This window comes from Streptomyces sp. NPDC033229, assembly GCF_055576875.1.
In genome coordinates this window covers 94204-110939 of sequence record NZ_JBVIQR010000007.1, presented here as the reverse complement: position 1 = coordinate 110939, position 16736 = coordinate 94204, and the positions used below count along the sequence as shown (strand labels likewise).

Annotated in this window: 13 protein-coding genes and 1 pseudogene; 1 reads left to right on the top strand and 13 read right to left on the bottom strand. The window is 70.9% G+C overall.

Annotation, left to right across the window (positions count from 1 at the left end; all coding sequences use genetic code 11):
* Positions 1-16 precede the first annotated feature (16 nt).
* From pgi to ACZ53N_RS08915, 13 genes and pseudogenes are all read right to left on the bottom strand, one after another.
* Positions 17-1669 (bottom strand): glucose-6-phosphate isomerase, encoded by a 1653-nt coding sequence (gene pgi, locus ACZ53N_RS08975; protein ID WP_469140356.1) that lies wholly within the window; start codon positions 1667-1669, stop codon positions 17-19.
* A gap of 188 nt (positions 1670-1857) precedes the next feature.
* The gene (locus tag ACZ53N_RS08970) at positions 1858-2193 is read right to left on the bottom strand and encodes an RNA polymerase-binding protein RbpA (RefSeq protein ID WP_003957010.1); all 336 of its coding nucleotides are present in this window, start codon (positions 2191-2193) and stop codon (positions 1858-1860) included.
* A gap of 159 nt (positions 2194-2352) precedes the next feature.
* The gene (gene secG, locus ACZ53N_RS08965) at positions 2353-2583 is read right to left on the bottom strand and encodes a preprotein translocase subunit SecG (RefSeq protein WP_184730779.1); all 231 of its coding nucleotides are present in this window, start codon (positions 2581-2583) and stop codon (positions 2353-2355) included.
* A gap of 163 nt (positions 2584-2746) precedes the next feature.
* Positions 2747-3523: a triose-phosphate isomerase gene (gene tpiA / locus ACZ53N_RS08960; protein ID WP_469140250.1), complete on the bottom strand. Its 777-nt coding sequence runs from the start codon at positions 3521-3523 to the stop codon at positions 2747-2749.
* A 6-nt stretch (positions 3524-3529) separates the two neighbouring features.
* Positions 3530-4741, bottom strand: a complete 1212-nt coding sequence (locus ACZ53N_RS08955; RefSeq protein ID WP_469140249.1) for a phosphoglycerate kinase — start codon at positions 4739-4741, stop codon at positions 3530-3532.
* Between the two features lie 176 nt (positions 4742-4917).
* Positions 4918-5922, bottom strand: a complete 1005-nt coding sequence (gene gap / locus ACZ53N_RS08950; protein WP_356450756.1) for a type I glyceraldehyde-3-phosphate dehydrogenase — start codon at positions 5920-5922, stop codon at positions 4918-4920.
* A 252-nt stretch (positions 5923-6174) separates the two neighbouring features.
* Positions 6175-8445: pseudogene (locus ACZ53N_RS08945) on the bottom strand (M14 family metallopeptidase); the annotation flags it as partial.
* A gap of 179 nt (positions 8446-8624) precedes the next feature.
* Positions 8625-9632 (bottom strand): DNA-binding protein WhiA, encoded by a 1008-nt coding sequence (whiA, locus tag ACZ53N_RS08940; RefSeq protein WP_071964484.1) that lies wholly within the window; start codon positions 9630-9632, stop codon positions 8625-8627.
* A complete protein-coding gene (locus ACZ53N_RS08935) occupies positions 9623-10672 on the bottom strand; it encodes a gluconeogenesis factor YvcK family protein (protein WP_469140248.1) in 1050 nt (349 codons plus the stop codon). The genes whiA and ACZ53N_RS08935 overlap by 10 nt, the downstream gene beginning before the upstream one ends.
* Positions 10669-11601 (bottom strand): RNase adapter RapZ, encoded by a 933-nt coding sequence (gene rapZ / locus ACZ53N_RS08930; RefSeq protein WP_469140247.1) that lies wholly within the window; start codon positions 11599-11601, stop codon positions 10669-10671. The genes ACZ53N_RS08935 and rapZ overlap by 4 nt, the downstream gene beginning before the upstream one ends.
* A gap of 139 nt (positions 11602-11740) precedes the next feature.
* Complete coding sequence (gene uvrC, locus ACZ53N_RS08925) at positions 11741-13765, bottom strand: excinuclease ABC subunit UvrC (RefSeq protein ID WP_469140246.1); 2025 nt, start codon at positions 13763-13765, stop codon at positions 11741-11743.
* A 165-nt stretch (positions 13766-13930) separates the two neighbouring features.
* On the bottom strand, positions 13931-14785 hold the full coding sequence (locus ACZ53N_RS08920; RefSeq protein ID WP_469140245.1) for a hypothetical protein: 855 nt from the start codon (positions 14783-14785) through the stop codon (positions 13931-13933).
* A gap of 22 nt (positions 14786-14807) precedes the next feature.
* Positions 14808-15443, bottom strand: coding sequence for a papain-like cysteine protease family protein (locus ACZ53N_RS08915; protein ID WP_469140244.1), 636 nt, complete (start codon positions 15441-15443; stop codon positions 14808-14810).
* Positions 15444-15671: 228 nt separating this feature from the next.
* Here ACZ53N_RS08915 and ACZ53N_RS08910 point away from each other — a divergent pair, with 228 nt between their 5' ends.
* The gene (locus tag ACZ53N_RS08910; RefSeq protein ID WP_469140243.1) at positions 15672-16616 is read left to right on the top strand and encodes a hypothetical protein; all 945 of its coding nucleotides are present in this window, start codon (positions 15672-15674) and stop codon (positions 16614-16616) included.
* Positions 16617-16736 lie beyond the last annotated feature (120 nt).

The following is a 16736-nucleotide window of genomic DNA, read 5'->3' as shown; positions in this document are numbered from 1 at the left end:
GCGGACTTCTCGTGGCTCAGCGCCCCCGGAGGGTCCGGTACCGCGCGACCAGCGCCGCCGTGGACGCGTCCAGGCCCGGCACCTCGTCGCCGGCCGTCAGCGCGGGCTCGACACGCTTGGCGAGGACCTTGCCGAGTTCGACGCCCCACTGGTCGAAGGAGTCGATGTTCCAGATCGCGCCCTGGACGAACACCTTGTGCTCGTACAGCGCGACCAACTGACCGAGCACCGACGGCGTGAGTTCGTTCGCCAGGATCGTCGTGGTCGGGTGGTTGCCCTTGAACGTCTTGTGCGGGATCAGGTCCTGCGGGACGCCCTCCGCCGCGACCTCGTCCGGGGTCTTGCCGAAGGCGAGCGCCTGGCCCTGGGCGAAGAGGTTCGCCATCAGCAGGTCGTGCTGGCCCACCAGGCCCGGCAGCAGGTCGTCCACGGGCTTGGCGAAGCCGATCAGGTCCGCGGGGATCAGCTTCGTGCCCTGGTGGATCAACTGATAGTAAGCGTGCTGGCCGTTGGTGCCCGGGGTGCCCCAGACGACCGCGCCGGTCTGCCAGTTGACGGGGTTGCCGTCGCGGTCCACCGACTTGCCGTTGGACTCCATGTCCAGCTGCTGCAGATACGCGGCGAACTTCGACAGGTAGTGGCTGTAGGGCAGCACCGCGTGGGACTGGGCGTCGTGGAAGTTGCCGTACCAGATGCCCAGCAGTCCGAGCAGCAGCGGGACGTTCTCCTCCGGCGGCGCGCAGCGGAAGTGTTCGTCGACCAGGTGGAAGCCGGCCAGCATCTCGCGGAAGTGGTCCGGGCCGATGGCGAGCATCAGGGAGAGGCCGATGGCCGAGTCGTACGAATAGCGACCGCCGACCCAGTCCCAGAACTCGAACATGTTGGCCGTGTCGATGCCGAACTCGGCGACCTTCTCCTCGTTCGTCGACAGCGCCACGAAGTGCTTGGCGACGGCCTCCTCGCCCGCGCGCAGGCCGGTCAGCAGCCAGTTGCGGGCGGAGGTGGCGTTGGTGATGGTCTCGATGGTGGTGAACGTCTTCGAGGCGATGACGAACAGCGTCTCGGCCGGGTCCAGGTCCCGCACGGCCTCGTGCAGGTCCGCGCCGTCGACGTTCGAGACGAAACGGAACGTCATGTCCCGCGCGGTGTAGGCGCGCAGCGCCTCGTAGGCCATCGCGGGGCCGAGGTCGGAGCCGCCGATGCCGATGTTGACGACGTTCTTGATGGGCTTTCCGGTGTGGCCCTTCCAGCCCCCGGAGCGCACCCGGTCGGCGAAGACCTGCATCTTCATCAATACGGCGTGCACGGCGGGGATGACGTTGACGCCGTCACTCTCCACGACGGCGGATTCCGGGGCGCGCAGGGCGGTGTGCAGCACCGCGCGGCCCTCAGTGGTGTTGATCTTCTCGCCCCGGAACATGGCGTCCCGCAGCTCGGCCACCCCGGTCGCGGCCGCCAGCTCGCGCAGCAGTCGCAGGGTCTCGTCGGTGACCAGGTGCTTGGAGTAGTCGACGTACAGATCACCGACGGAGAGCGCATAGCGCTCCGCTCGCGAGGAGTCGTCGGCGAACAGCTTCCGCAGGTGCACCTCCCCCAGTTCTTCCCGGTGCTTGGCCAACGCGTTCCACTCAGGCGTCTGGTCGAGCCTGCTCCGGCCTTCTGTGTTCATCTCGGACATCAGCCCACTTCTTCTCGTAGCCGCCCCGCCATCCTCCAACCTAATTGATCAGGCTTCGGTATGAGGTGTCCGGCCGCTCCCGGCGCGGTCCTCGGCAGGCCTGGACAACGACGACGGCCCGGCCGCGCACCCCCGCGAGGGAGCGCGGCCGGGCCGCTTGACGTGTTCGGTACCGCTGCTCAGATCTCGCCGCGGAGCTTGGCGAGCGCCTCCGCCAGGATCGCCTCGCCGTCGGCGTCGCTGCGCCGCTCGCGGACGTACGCGAGGTGCGTCTTGTACGGCTCGGTACGCGGCGGGTCCGGCGGGTTGTCCCGGTCCTGACCGGCAGGGAAGCCACACCGCGGGCAGTCCCACGTGTCCGGCACCTGCGCGTCGCTGGCGAAGCTCGGCTGCGTCTCGTGCCCGTTCGAGCACCAGAAGGAGATGCGGAGGCGCGGCGCGGACTCGCCCCGCTCGGCCTCCCCCATCGGCCCCGCTCCGACCCGACTTCCTCGGATCGCGTTGCCACTTGCCACGGTCGTAACTCCCTGCGTGATGGTGCTGCGAAGCGACGAGATGAAGCTCCGCGGCGGGCGCCCCAGTCTACGTAAGGCCCAACGCGCGTCCAGTGGCAGGAGTTACAGCCCGGCCGCGAGGACACGAGCCCAATGATAGGCCGAGCCGACGACGGTGCGTCAGCTATCGAGCTTCATCAGCAGGCCGAGTGCCACGATGCACGCGAACCACAGCAGACCGACGACCACGGTGATGCGGTCGAGGTTGCGCTCGGCGACCGAGGAGCCGCCGACGGAGGACTGCATACCGCCACCGAACATATCGGACAGGCCGCCGCCCTTCCCCTTGTGCATGAGCACCAGCATCATCATCAGCAGACTGAAGACGATGAGGGCGATCGAGAACCCCATGACCACGGCTTGACCAACTCTCTCGGACTGAAGAATCTCTCGGACGGTAAAACGTGCGGGGCCGGGCGGCGTGAAAACGCCGGTCCCGGCCCCGACAGGGTACGCCGCGGAGCACCCGTCGTCATAGCGGCGGCCTCGGCGGCCGCCACAGGTCCCGTTCCTTCTACTGGTCCCGGAACCGGACGATCTTGACGAACTCGTCCGCGTCCAGCGCCGCGCCACCGATCAGCGCGCCGTCGACGTCGGGCTGGGCCATGATCGCCGCGACGTTGCCGGACTTGACCGAGCCGCCGTACTGGATGCGGACCTTGTCGGCCAGCTCCTGGTTGTACAGCTCGGCGAGGCGGCCGCGGATCGCCCCGCAGACCTCCTGGGCGTCCTCGGGGGTCGCGACCTCGCCGGTGCCGATGGCCCACACCGGCTCGTAGGCGATGACGATCGACTCGGCCTGCTCGGCCGGGATGTCCTTCAGGGCGCCGTCGACCTGGGCCAGCGTGTGCTGGACCTGGTTGCCGGCCTTGCGGATGTCCAGGCCCTCGCCGACGCACAGGATCGGGGTGATCCCGTGCCGGTAGGCGGCCTTGACCTTGGCGTTGCAGACCTCGTCGGTCTCGGCGTGGTACTGGCGGCGCTCGGAGTGCCCGATGGCCACGTAGGCGCACTTGAGCTTGGAGAGCATCGCGCCGGAGATCTCGCCGGTGTAGGCGCCGGAGTCGTACGCCGAGATGTCCTGGGCGCCGTACTTGATCTTCAGCTTGTCGCCGTCGACCAGGGTCTGCACGGAGCGCAGGTCGGTGAACGGCGGCAGGACGGCGACCTCGACGGCGTCGTAGTCCTTGTCGGCGAGGGCGAAGGCGAGCTTCTGGACGTGGGCGATGGCCTCGAGGTGGTTGAGGTTCATCTTCCAGTTGCCCGCCATCAGCGGGGTACGGTCACTCACGTTGGTTCAGTCCTCCAGTGCTGCGAGGCCGGGGAGCGTCTTGCCCTCGAGGTATTCGAGGCTGGCGCCGCCACCGGTCGAAATGTGGCCGAAAGCGTTCTCGTCGAAGCCCAGGATGCGCACGGCCGCGGCCGAGTCGCCACCGCCGACGACGGTGAATGCCTGGCTGTCGAGGAGACCCTGCGCCACGGCCTTGGTGCCGTTGGCGTAGTCGGGGTGTTCGAAGACACCCATGGGGCCGTTCCAGAAGACCGTGCCCGCGTCGGCGAGCTTCGAGGCGTAGAGCTCCCGGGTCTTCGGGCCGATGTCCAGGCCCTCCTTGTCGGCCGGGATGGCGTCCGCGGCGACGAGGTCGGGGTTGGCCGGGGCCTTGGTCTTCAGGTCCGGGAAGTCGGCGGAGACGAGGACGTCGACGGGGAGGACGAACTCCACGCCGCGCTTCTCGGCCCGCGCCAGGTACTCCAGGCAGACCGGGACCTGGTCCTCCTGCAGCAGCGAGATGCCGACCTCGTGGCCCTTGGCCTTGAGGAAGGTGTAGGACATCCCGCCGCCGATGAGGATGCGGTCGGCCTTCTCCAGCAGGTTGTCGATGACACCCAGCTTGTCGGAGACCTTGGCGCCGCCGAGGACGACGACGTAGGGCCGCGCGACGTCCTCGGTGAGCTTCTTCAGGACGCCGACCTCGGTGGCGATCAGATCGCCGGCGGCGTGCGGGAGGCGCGCCGGGAGGTCGAAGACCGAGGCGTGCTTGCGGTGCACCGCGCCGAAGCCGTCGCCCACGTACAGGTCGGCCAGGGCCGCCAGCTCGTCGGCGAAGGCGCCGCGCTCGGCGTCGTCCTTGCTCGTCTCGCCCGCGTTGAAGCGGAGGTTCTCCAGCAGCGTGACCTCGCCGTTCGCCAGTGCGGCGACGGTGGCCTTCGCGCTGTCGCCCACCGTGTCGGTGGCGAACGAGACGCTCTTGCCCAGGATCTCGCCGAGCCGCGTCGCGGCCGGGGCGAGGGAGTACTGGGGGTCCGGGGCGCCCTTGGGACGGCCCAGGTGGGAGGCGACGATCACCTTGGCGCCCGCCTCGGCGAGCTTGGCGATCGTCGGGGCGACGGCACGGATGCGGCCGTCGTCGGTGATGGTGGTGCCCTCGAGGGGCACGTTGAGGTCGGCGCGGACGAAGACCCGCTTGCCCTCGATGCCGTCCTGGAGGAGTTCGTCGATCGTCTTCATGCAGTGACTCCGGTGACTTCCGTGATCGGGGGCCCCTGGGGGTACCTCCCAGCGGTAGCTGGGGGAGATAGCTGGGGGACAGTCATAGGACGGGGCCCGTGCGACGCGCCATAGCGTCGCACGAGCCCCGTCCCCTACTACATCTCGGTGCCCTTGACCGTGCTGTCAGGCAACGATCAGAGCTGGCCGCCGACGAAGACGGTCAGGTCGACCAGGCGGTTGGAGTAGCCCCACTCGTTGTCGTACCAGCCGACGACCTTGACCTGGTTGCCCTGGACCATGGTCAGGGAGGAGTCGAAGGTGCAGGAGGCCGGCCAGTTCACGATGTCGGAGGAGACGATCGCGTCCTCGGTGTACTCGAGGATGCCCTTGAGCTGACCCTCGGCGGCCTTCTGGAAGGCGGCGTTGATCTCTTCCTTGCTGGTCTCGCGGTCGAGCTCGAGGACCAGGTCGGTGACCGAGCCGGTCGGGACCGGGACGCGCATGGCGATGCCGTCCAGCTTGCCCTTGAGCTGCGGGAGGACCAGGGCGGTGGCCTTGGCGGCACCGGTCGAGGTCGGGATGATGTTCTCCGCGGCGGCGCGGGCGCGACGCAGGTCGGAGTGCGGGAAGTCCAGGATCCGCTGGTCGTTGGTGTACGCGTGGACCGTGGTCATCATGCCCTTGACGATGCCGAAGCCCTCGTCGAGGACCTTGGCCATCGGCGCCACACAGTTGGTGGTGCAGGAGGCGTTGGAGATGACGTGGTGGTTGGCCGCGTCGTACTTGTCCTGGTTGACGCCCATGACGATCGTGATGTCCTCGTCCTTGGCGGGCGCGGAGATCAGGACCTTCTTGGCGCCGGCCGCGAGGTGCTTCGCGGCGTCGGCCTTCTTGGTGAAGATGCCGGTGGACTCGATGACGATGTCGGCGCCGAGCTCGCCCCAGGGCAGGTTGGCGGGGTCGCGCTCGGCCATCGTCTTGAAGGTCTGGGAGCCGACGGTGATCGAGTCGTCGGTGTGGCTGACCTCCTGCTTCAGCCGACCCAGGATGGTGTCGTACTTCAGCAGGTGCACAAGGGTGGCGTTGTCGGTCAGGTCGTTGACACCGACGATCTCGATGTCCGCACCCTGCTCGAGCAGTGCGCGGAAGTAGTTACGACCGATACGGCCAAAGCCGTTGATGCCTACGCGGATCGTCACGAACCGATCTCCTCGTTGGTTTGCCGGTCTGGACGCCGGCGAGCTGTATGGGATGTCCCCGACCACCCCCGACCCTACCTCTAACAGGGGTCGTACGTGACATTGGCGGCGGGTGCTTTCGGGCGCGCTCAGGCGTGCTGAACCACGCTCAACTGCAGGTCAGCCGCCGATGGCGCGCAAAGCGGCGCCGACCAGTCCGGCTCGCTCGCGCGGGTCGGACACGTGTTCAAGACCGAAGCCCAACAGGACGGTGTCCCGCGTGGTGACGGCGGCGGCGGCGCCGACTCCCACAGGCCGACCGTCACTCTGCGTGACCGAAGAGCGGTACTCACCGGCCGCGGCGCTGCGGAACTGCGGGAACGCCTCGGGCGGCAGTTCGTCCGAGATCGGCCGGTAGGCACCGGCCGCCGCCAGCGGGCTCCCGGCGGTGCCGAGGGCGGCGGTGGTGCCCGTGAGTTCGCCGGCGCCGGTGAAGCGCGTGGCCCCGGCGAACGAGGTGCGGGCGCCCGCACCGAGGTAGTACTGGGCGAAGTCGTCGGTGTCGGCCTCGCCGACCCGCGAGCTGCCGCCCGCCCGCACTCCGGCGGTGATCAGCTTGCCGCCCTCGTTGACGAAGTCGCGTACGGCCAGCAGGGTGGCGCCGTCGGGGCGGGAGGTGCCGCTGTACCAGAGCACCGTGTCGAAGTGCCCGAGCACGCCCAGCGCGGGGGGCGCGCCCTTCTCGGCGACGTCCCAGACGACGGCCTTCCGACCGTTGTCGGTCAGGGCCTTGGCGTACAGGGCGGCGTCGCGTGCCGCCGCCTTGCCGCCCTCGTCCGCGACGACCAGGGTGTCGGCGCGGGACGTGCGGGCCACGGTGTAGGTGAAGGGCTCACTCGCGGTCCGCTCGCCCTCGCGGGTGCGGCCCGTGAACCAGACGCTGACGGTGGAGCCGGGGCGGGCGCCTTCGACGGTGGCGCGGTACTGGTCGAAGCGGATGTTGTCCTCGCCCCCGTAGCGGTCGCCGCCGTCGAAGGCCTCGAGCTCCTCGGTGTGCGTACGGCCGCCGTCCACGCGGTAGTTCAGCTGCTTGTCGCGGACGCTCCGGCGGGCGGTGACGGCGACGCTCTGGTCGCCGCCGCGCGCGTAGGAGGTGGTGAAGGCGTGCGGGGTGAAGTCGGGGGCGTCCAAGCCGACGGCGGAGACGGGGCGGTCGCCGCGGCCGGCGGTCTCGGCGACGGACAGGGCGAAGGGGATGTTCTTGGCGAACTCCTGCTGGATCAGTTTCTCGTCGTCGGGGAAGGTGAAGCCGGACCGGCAGTCGGCGGGGTTCCAGCGGTCGCCCGGGTCCACCTCGGAGGCGGTCTGGCAGGTCGACATCTCGGGGGTGAACATCATGGTGCCGTTGACGTTGCCCGCGTGGCCGTCGGCCTCGCCGTTGGTGGTGTAGAGCTCGGAGGAGAGCTGTGGCCGGTAGCCGGGGATGGCGGACTTGCCGGGGGTGCCGGCGAGGGCCCGGTAGAGGACGTCGTCGGGGGTGGGGGTGGCGACCTGCCAGCCGACGCCGTAGAGGATCAGCTCGGCCGCCGAGTGGTAGTTGACGGCGTAGCGGAAGCGGTGGCGCTTCTCGAAGGCGTCGATGGCCCGTGTCTCCGGCTCGGAGGCCGGCGCGGGGCCGCGGTAGGTCTCGGACGCCGGGCGCGGTGACGAGCCCTCGTTGTCGTAGCCCCACTTGTAGGGGAAGTTGCGGTTGAGGTCCACGCCGTCGCCAGCGGTGATCTTCCCGTCGCCGTTGTTGTCGCGGAGGTTCTTGCGCCACAGCCGGGTGGCGGGGCCGGCGAAGGTGTGGTCGTAGCCGTCCGGGTTGGCGGAGAGCACGAACCACACCTCGGTGGAGTCCACGATCCTGGTGATCCGCTCGTCCTTGCCGTAGCGGTCGAGGTAGTGGTGCATCAGACGCCGGGTCATCTCCGGCGTGATCCACTCGCGGGCGTGCTGGTTGGACATGTAGAGCACCGCCGGCTTGGCGCCGTCGGGGCTCTTCGCCGCGTTCTTCGACACCTTCATGGCGAGGATGTCCTGGCCGCGCACGGTCTTCCCGATGCTGACGACCTTGGTCAGGCCCGGGTGGGCCCGGCCGGTGTCCCTGATCTCCTGCCGCAGTCCGTTCTTCCCGCTGTACGGGCGGAAGACGCCGTCGCCGGCGGCCTCGGTGCGCTTGCGGACGCCCTCGGGGACGCGTCTCTCGGTGAGGTCCACGCCGTGGCCGCGCAGTTCGCGGGCCTGTGCGCCGGTGAGGTGGAGCTCCACGGGCACGGCCGCCTCGCCGGTGACGCGCTCGCCCAGTTCATGGCCGTCGATGCCCGCCGCGAGCAGCAGCGGGACCTGGTCGGCGGTGACCTGTGCGGTCCATACGGACAGGTCACCGGCGTCGGCCCGCGGGGCCGCTCCGGTGGATGGTCGCGCGTGTGCCATGGGTGTCGCGGCGAGCCCGCCGAGGAACAGCGAAGTCACCATGAGGACCGATCCCGCCCTGCGTCGCATGAGCCCCCCTTGCTGTTGTCCGTCACATCGGTACGTGGCCGCCAGACTCATAACCCTTCATGATCATGTCAATGGCGCCTTTTGCGTCGCCCTCCCGGCCCACGCGCCCCGGCGCGCACAGCAAACCGCTCCGGCACCCCTCATGGGGTGCCGGAGCGGTCCGTCGAACGCCTGAGTGGTCAGCCGACCATGCCCTCGGCCATTTCCTCGGACAGGTCGGAGAGGTCCGACAGATTCGACTCGGTGCCGGGGATCCCCAGGTCCTGGGCGCGCTTGTCGGCCATGGCGAGCAGTCGTCGGATCCGGCCGGCGACCGCGTCCTTGGTCAGCGGCGGGTCGGCGAGCGCGCCCAGCTCCTCCAGGGACGCCTGCTTGTGCTCCATGCGCAGCCGGCCCGCGGCGGCGAGGTGCTCGGGCACCTCCTCGCCGAGGATCTCCAGCGCCCGCTGCACCCGGGCGCCCGCGGCGACGGCGGCGCGCGCCGAGCGGCGCAGATTGGCGTCGTCGAAATTGGCCAGCCGGTTGGCGGTGGCCCGCACCTCGCGGCGCATCCGCCGCTCCTCCCAGGCCAGCACCGACTCGTGCGCGCCGAGCCGGGTCAACAGCGCGCCGATCGCGTCACCGTCCCGGACGACGACCCGGTCGACGCCCCGCACCTCGCGCGCCTTGGCCGCGATCTGCAGCCGACGGGCCGCGCCGACCAGCGCGAGCGCCGCCTCGGGGCCCGGGCACGTCACCTCCAGGGACGAGGAGCGGCCGGGCTCGGTGAGCGAGCCGTGGGCGAGGAACGCGCCCCGCCAGGCGGCCTCGGCGTCACAGGTCGCGCCGGAGACGACCTGCGGGGGCAGCCCGCGGATCGGCCGGCCGCGGCCGTCGACCAGGCCGGTCTGCCGCGCCAGCTGGTCACCGCCCGCCACTACCCGCACCACGTACCGGCTGCCGCGGCGCAGCCCGCCGGGGGCCATCACCACCAGGTCGGAAGCGTGCCCGAAGATCTCCAGGATGTCCTTGCGCAGCCGCCGGGCCGCGATCCCCGTGTCCAGCTCCGCCTCGATCACGATGCGCCCGCTGACCAGGTGCAGTCCGCCCGCGAACCGCAGGATCGCCGAGACCTCCGCTTTCCGGCAGCAGGTCCGGGTGACGGGAAGCCGGGAGATTTCATCCTTCACCGCTGCCGTCATCGCCATGGGCCGATCCTTCCATGCATCCGAAAAATACGGTCGTACGCGGCGGCCAACAGCTCCCGGTCATGCGTCGGGGAGCCGTCGGGCGAGGCGACCGGCGCCAGCTCGACCGTTGCCCCGAGCCGCTTGGCGGCGTCGGTGAGGCTTTCCCGGTCGGGCACGGCGGCCTCGTCGGCCAGCACCACGTCCAGGGCGAGTTTAGGGGCGTGTCGGGCCAAAACCTCCAAATGACGCTGCGGGGAGAAGCCATCTGTTTCGCCGGGTTGCGGTGCGAGGTTCAACGACAGGACCCGGCGGGCCTTGGTCTCCTGGAGCGCCTGGAGCAGCTCGGGGACCAGCAGATGCGGGATGACGGAGGAGAACCAGGAACCGGGGCCGAGCACCACCCAGTCGGCGTCGAGCACCGCCTCGACGGCCTCGGGCACGGCGGGCGGGTCCTCCGGGACGACGTGCACGGACTGCACATCGCCCGGGGTGAGCGCCACGGTGGCCTGGCCGCGGACGGTGCTGATGGTGTCGGGTTCGGCCGGGTCGTGGCCCCGGACGAGCGCCTGGAGCTCCAGCGGGACCGCGGACATGGGCAGCACCCGGCCGTGGGCGCCGAGCAGCTTGCCGACCAGGTCCAGGGCGCTGACGTGGTCGCCGAGCTGCTCCCAGAGGGCGACGATCAGCAGATTGCCGACGGCGTGGCCGTGCAGGTCGCCCTCGCTGGCGAAGCGGTGCTGGATCACCCGGGCCCAGGTCTGGCCCCAGTCGTCGTCCCCGCACAGGGCGGCGAGGGCCTTGCGCAGGTCACCGGGGGGCAGTACGCCCAGCTCGTCGCGGAGCCGGCCGCTGGAGCCGCCGTCGTCGGCGACGGTGACGACGGCCGTCAGATCGCCGGTGATGCGGCGCAGCGCGGCGAGCGAGGCGGACAGCCCGTGGCCGCCGCCGAGGGCGACGACCTTGGGCTGGGCACCGGTGTACGCCCGGCCCTCACGGCCGCGGGCACGGCCGGGGACGAGTCGGCGTACGCGGCGCAGCCGGGAGGTACGGCCGGTCACTCGCGCCCCATGTCCCGGTGGACGACGACGGTCTCGACGCCTTCCGAGACGAGGCGGTGGGCGAGCTTCTCCGACATGGCGACGGACCGGTGCTTGCCGCCGGTGCAGCCGACCGCGATCGTCACGTAGCGCTTGCCCTCGCGGCGGTAGCCCGCGGCGATGAGCTGGAGCAGCTCGGTGTAGCGGTCGAGGAACTCCTTGGCGCCGGGCTGGTTGAAGACGTAGCCCGAGACCTCCTCGTTGAGGCCGGTGAAGGGGCGCAGCTCCGGGACCCAGTGCGGGTTGGGCAGGAAGCGGCAGTCCACCACGAGGTCGGCGTCGACCGGGAGGCCGTACTTGAAGCCGAAGGACATGACGGTGGCCCGCAGCTCCGGCTCCTCCTCGCCGGCGAACTGGGCGTCCATCTTGGCGCGCAGCTCGTGGACGTTGAGGCTGGAGGTGTCGATGACGAGGTCGGCGTCGCCGCGCAGCTCGCGCAGGAGGTCGCGCTCGGCGGCGATGCCGTCGACGATGCGGCCGGAACCCTGCAGCGGGTGCGGCCGGCGCACGGACTCGAAGCGGCGCACCAGGGCGTCGTCGGACGCCTCCAGGAAGATGACCCGGCGCTTGACCTTCTTGGCGGCGAGGTCCGCGAGGGACTCGCGCAGATTGTCGAAGAAGCGCCGGCCGCGGACGTCCACGACCACGGCGATGCGGGCCACGTTGCCCTGGGAGCGGGCGCCGAGGTCCACCATGGTGGGGATCAGGGCGGGCGGCAGGTTGTCCACGACGAACCAGCCGAGGTCCTCCAGACACTTCGCGGCGGTGCTGCGGCCCGCCCCCGACATGCCGGAGATGATCACCAGCTCGGGGATGCCCGTCGTCTCGCCGGCCGCATCCACCGTCGTGCCCGTACTCACCTGTGCTCCGTCTCCGTCGGTGCCGTTCATGCTGTCTTCCCCCGTTCCGCTGACGGCGCCGCGGGCGCGGCTCCGTCTTCCATACTGCGGCCTTGAGGTGCCCAAGGCCCAAACTCCGGGCACCCGGCTCCGGCGCGTCCGATGTCGGGGCGTCGGGGGACGGTGCCCATCATTCCTCCGTCCCGTCCATGATCTCGCCCGTGGCGGTGTTGACCGCCGGGGCGGGGGCCGAGGCGGCGAGGGCGGCCACGATCGTCTCGGCCGTCTTCCGCCCGATGCCGGGGGTCTCGCAGATCTGCTCGATCGTCGCGGCGCGCAGCCGCTTGACCGAGCCGAAGTGCTTGATCAGTGCCCGCTTGCGGGTGTCGCCGAGGCCGGCGACGGTGTCGAGGGGCCCGGCCTTCATCGTTTTGGCGCGCTTGCCGCGCTGGTAGGAGATGGCGAACCGGTGCGCCTCGTCACGGACGCGCTGGAGGAGGTAGAGGCCCTCGCTGGTGCGCGGCAGGACGACGGGGTCCTCCTCGTCGGGCAGCCAGACCTCTTCGAGGCGCTTGGCGAGGCCGCACACGGCGACGTCTTCTATACCCAGCTCGTCCAGCGCCCGCTTGGCGGCCGCGACCTGCGGCCGGCCGCCGTCGACGACGACGAGCTGCGGCGGGTAGGCGAACCGCTTGGGGCGACCGTCGTCCTCCCGGCCCTCTGCGGGGACGGCACCCCCGGTGAGCCCCTCGATGGCGTCCTCCGGTGCCCCCTCGGCGGCGCCCTCAGGCCGCTCCTCCCACTCCCCCGTCTTCTGCTTCTCCGCGAGATAGCGGCGGAAGCGGCGGCCGATGACCTCGTGCATGGACCGGACGTCGTCCTGGCCCGCGAAGGACTTGATCTGGAAGCGGCGGTACTCGCTCTTGCGGGCGAGGCCGTCCTCGAAGACGACCATGGAGGCCACCACGTCCTGGCCCTGGAGGTGGGAGATGTCGAAGCACTCCACGCGCAGTGGCGCGGTGTCGAGCCCGAGGGCCTCGGCGATCTCCTCGAGGGCGCGGGAGCGGGTGGTGAGGTCGGAGGCACGCTTGGTCTTGTGCAGGGCGAGGGCCTGTCCGGCGTTGCGCTGGACCGTGGCCATCAGGTCCTTCTTGTCACCGCGCTGGGGGATGCGCAGGTCGACCCGGGCGCCGCGGCGCTCGGTGAGCCACTGGGTGACGGGCTCGATCGGGTCGGGAAGGGCGGGGACGAGGACCTCCTTGGGGACCGAGTCGCCCTTCTCCTCCCCGTAGAGCTGCTGGAGGGCGTGCTCGACCAGTCCGGCGGTGTCGACGGCCTCGACCTTGTCGGTCACCCAGCCGCGCTGGCCGCGCACCCGCCCGCCGCGCACGTGGAAGATCTGCACGGCGGCCTCCAGCTCGTCCTCGGCGACGGCGATGAGGTCGGCGTCGGTGGCGTCGGCGAGGACGACCGCGTTCTTCTCCATGGCGCGCCGGAGGGCTTCGAGGTCGTCACGGAGGCGGGCGGCCTTCTCGTACTCCATCTCCTCCGCGGCGTCGTGCATCCGCTGTTCGAGGCGGCGGAGATAGGTGCCGGTGCGGCCGGCCATGAAGTCGCAGAAGTCGTCCGCGAGTTCGCGGTGCTCCTCGGGGGTGACTCGGCCGACGCAGGGCGCGGAGCACTTGCCGATGTAGCCGAGCAGACAGGGGCGGCCGATCTGGGCGGAGCGCTTGAACACCCCGGCCGAGCACGTCCGTACGGGGAAGACCCGCAGCATCAGGTCGACGGTCTCGCGGATCGCCCAGGCGTGGGCGTAGGGGCCGAAGTAGCGCACGCCCTTCTTCTTCGGTCCGCGCATGACCTGGACGCGCGGGAATTCCTCGCCCATCGTGACGGCGAGCGAGGGATAGCTCTTGTCGTCGCGGTACTTGACGTTGAACCGCGGGTCGAACTCCTTGATCCAGGAGTATTCGAGCTGGAGCGCCTCGACCTCGGTGGAGACCACGGTCCACTCGACGGAGGCGGCCGTGGTGACCATGGTGCGGGTGCGCGGGTGCAGCCCGGCGAGGTCCTGGAAGTACGAGGAGAGCCGCTGGCGCAGGCTCTTCGCCTTCCCGACGTAGATCACCCGGCCGTGCTCGTCGCGGAATTTGTAGACCCCCGGCGAGTCGGGGATCTGTCCCGGCTTGGGTCGGTAGCTGCTGGGGTCGGCCATGTCACACACCCTACTTGTGGGCAGTGACAACGCGGCCGCCCAGCCGCCCCCCGGCGCGCACCACGGGCCCGCTCCCCGGGGTTGCGGGGAGCGGGCCCGTGCCGGGCCCCGGCGACGGGATACGTGCCGGGGCCCGGGGTGAAACGATTCCGCGTCGGCGGTCCGTCAGCGGCGGCGCAGCCTGCGGCCCGCCACGGCGGCGGCGCCGAGGGCGACGAGCGCCCCCGCGGCCGTCACCGCCGAGGCCGCACCGAGGGAGCCGGTGCCGCCGTCCTCCGCCGCGGCCCGGGTCTCCTGCCGGGCAGCGGCGGGGGCGTCCTGCTCGCCGTAACCGCCCGCCTGCCCCTTCTTGGCGTAGGCCGAGCCGGGCAGCTTGTCGCCGTACGCCGCCCGGACACGGTCCCGGTAGCGGTCGACGGTGGTGCCCTCGGCACCGATCGCCCGGGTGGCGTCCGGGTCGAGCGGCAGCACGCGATCGCCGCGCTGGACGTACCAGGCGTCGATCTGGGGCTCGCGGAAGACGGTCCCGCCGCGGAGCCGCGCGCTGCCCTCGGTCGCGTAGCGCGTCTCGTCGTCGCCGGTCGCGATGTTGACGACCTTCCAGGCGTCCCCGGTCCGCGCGGTCCACACCGATGCCTTCCGCCCGTCGGCGGAGACGGCCTTGCTGGCGAGGAAGTCGAGCGAGGCGACCGGGGCGCCCGCCTTTCCGGCCACGAACTCCGGGGCGAGCGTGTAGACGGGCACGGTGCTCCCCTCGATCCTCGGCTTCGCCTTCGCCGGGGCGATGGCGCCGTCCCGGGCGAAGAAGCGGGAGAGGGTGTCGAGGGTCGCCGGTGCCGCCGCCGCTTCATGGGCGGCGGCGACACCGGAGGCCGGCGGGGGCGTGGGAGCCGCCGGGGCCTGGGCGGCGTGGGCGAGCGGTGCGAGGCCGAGGAGGGCCGCGGTGAGGGCACCCGCGGCCGCCGCACGGGCCGCGGTGTTCCGCACGGTGCTCATCGGAGCGTTCATCGGGGTGCCCATCGGGTTCTTCCTTGTCATGACCTCACGCCCCGATCCGGTAGAGCGAGTGGGTCCAGGAGAACTCGTTGTTGTTGACGTACCAGTCGTGCGAGGCCCAGTTGTAGCGGCTGTTGGATCCCCACGGGTCTCCCCAGTAGACCCAGCTCCTGGCGTCGTCGAAGCCGTACAGGACGTGCATGTGACCGCCGCCGGAGGACCACTGGATACGGGTCTCGATGGGCCGGTCGGCATTGATCTCGGTCTGCACGGTCGGGTAGCGCAGCCATCCGGTCACGTACGAACCGGGGTTGATGCCCGCCCAGCGCAGCGCGGTCTGCACATTGCCCAAGGTGGCCTGGTTGTTGGGGCACTCGGTGCCCTGCTGGCGGTTGAAGGCCGCGTTGCAGAACTGGTTCTGGCTGTAGGTGCGGCCGAACCAGGTGGCGATGGTGTTCCCGGAGGCGGCCCAGCACCAATTGCTCTTCTGCTGGGCCTGCATGGTGATGTCGAGCTTCTTGCTCGCCTGCAGGCCGGCCTTGTCGCCGGTCGCGGCGCTCGCCGTGGTGGGGACGGCGAGCAGTGCGGAGGCGATGAGGACGGCTACAGGGAGAGGGGCGAGCGCGGTGAGTCGTCTGCCGCGTGTGCGGGTCGTTTTCGGTTGTGCCGAGGCACGGGTCATGGCGTTCCTCCCGTGGCGGGGGGTTGTGGTGGAGGAGCGCGTCCGGACGCTGATGGGAGCATCAAGGTGTTGTCGGTGACCGGTCAACCAGCTTCAATGCGAAGTGAGACAGCGGTGTGAACAGCTCGAACCGGAAGTGAACGGCCCGTGCCCACGCAGGAGGATCACGGCGGTCCCGGCGACCGGAGATCTCTCCACCGCTCGTGAATATTCACTAAGGAGCGGCGGATGGGGCGGAGCGGCATACAGGCCGAGGCGGCCGAGGCGGAACTCGCGCGGGCGTTGCACTCGGGCCCGTTCCATCTTGCCCTGCGGACGGCGCTGACGGTACGGGGCCTCGCGCTGCACCGGGTGCAGCACCGGCTCGCGCAGCGCGGGGTGAAGGTCGGTCTGACGAGCCTCAGTTACTGGCAGCAGGGCGCCCGGCGGCCGAGACGGCCGGAGTCGCTGCGGGCGGTGCGGATACTGGAGGAGGTCCTGGACCTGCCCGCCGAGTCCCTGACCCGGCTGCTCGTCCCCCCGGCCGCCGAAGAGACCGGGCGGCCGGCCGCGCGGTCGCTGCGCTCCCTGGTGGAGGGCCCGCGCGCGGTGGAGCGGCTGCTCGCGGAGCTGGAGTCACCGGCCGACGGCGGGCTGCACACCGTCTGCCATCTGGAGCGGGTCCTCATCGGCGACCGGCGTGAGCTGCGCAGCCGCGACTCCCACCACGTCGTACGGGCGCACCGCGACGGGGTGGACCGCTATCTGGCCCTCCACCGCGGCGACACCGGCTGCGACCCCGAACGGGTGACCGTGCGGGCGTTCGACAACTGTCGGGTCGGGCGGGTGCGGTGGCACGCCGCGTCGGGTGTCCTCGCCGCCGAGCTGCTCTTCGATGTGCGCCTGCGGGCCGGGGAGACCTACGTCTTCGGTTACGGCTTCGACGACGGCACCGCCGGTACGAGCGGTGAGTACGTCCGCGGGTTCAGCTTCGCGGGCGGACAGTACGTGCTCCAGGTCCGCTTCGACGCCGCCGCCCTGCCGGTCCGCTGCCGTCGCTTCACCCAGGCCTCGGCCAGTGCGCCCCGCACCGGGCAGCAGGAACTGACGCTGGCGGGGCGGCACCGTGGGGTGCACCTGGTGGAGCAGGGGGTGCGCCCGGGGATCCTGGGGATCGCCTGGGACTGGACCTGAGCGGGCGCGGGGGGGGGGGGGGGGGGGGGGGGGGGGGGGGGGGGGGAGGAGGGTGGGGGGGGGGGGGGGGGGGGGGGGGGGGGGGGGGGGGGAGGTGGGATAGCACCTATAGACGCCACG